Origin of the sequence: Nocardiopsis listeri NBRC 13360 (genome assembly GCF_001570765.1) — a bacterium.
GTDB classification, from domain to species: Bacteria; Actinomycetota; Actinomycetes; order Streptosporangiales; family Streptosporangiaceae; genus Nocardiopsis; species Nocardiopsis listeri.
Genome location: NZ_BCSH01000149.1, coordinates 1 through 597 on the forward strand (window position 1 = coordinate 1; position 597 = coordinate 597).

The following is a 597-nucleotide window of genomic DNA, read 5'->3' on the forward strand; positions in this document are numbered from 1 at the left end:
ACCGATCCCCAGGCAGCCCCTCAGTGAGCGCGGCCGGCCAGAGTCAGCGGTGGAAAGCGGTGTTCACCGGTCGGGTCGCTCAAACGCATCGTGTACGTCCACCAGCGTCCCGATTCCGGGGAGGGGCAGGACTCCGACCAACCGTGGGTTTGCCCCCAGGGGATGGTGAGGCTCTCCGCACCTTCCAGGGAGGTACCGGAGGGGCCCGATTCCTGTGGTGGTCGGCCGTGACGGCAGGTGGAGGTCAGGTTCAGGGTGATGTCGGAACCCGTGCCGTTGTGGATCTCGTTGTACCAGGTCACGCGATTCCCCTCGTGCCCGATGCTCAAGAGCCGTATGCCCAGGCCGTTGGCGAACTCGTGGGGGCGGTCGGCCGGTACGACCGGGGCGACCAACGGCACCAGGAACTTCAGACCGATGAGGGACAGGGTCAGGGCGACGGTGATGACCAGGACCTTGCGGGGGGCGGACACAAGTCTCCTGAGGGCGTGGGGGTTGGGACCGGGACCGGATGCCCCGATACGCGGGGCGTTCCGAGGTTACCGGTCCAGGAGTTGGGCGCAGCGGATCAGACCCAGATGGGAGTAGGCCTGCGGG

1 protein-coding gene is annotated in these 597 nt (G+C 67.3%); it reads right to left on the minus strand.

Annotated features, from left to right (window positions below):
• Positions 1-20 precede the first annotated feature (20 nt).
• A complete protein-coding gene (locus NLI01S_RS24865; RefSeq protein WP_067609344.1) occupies positions 21-473 on the minus strand; it encodes a hypothetical protein in 453 nt (150 codons plus the stop codon).
• Between the last annotated feature and the right edge of the window lie 124 nt (positions 474-597).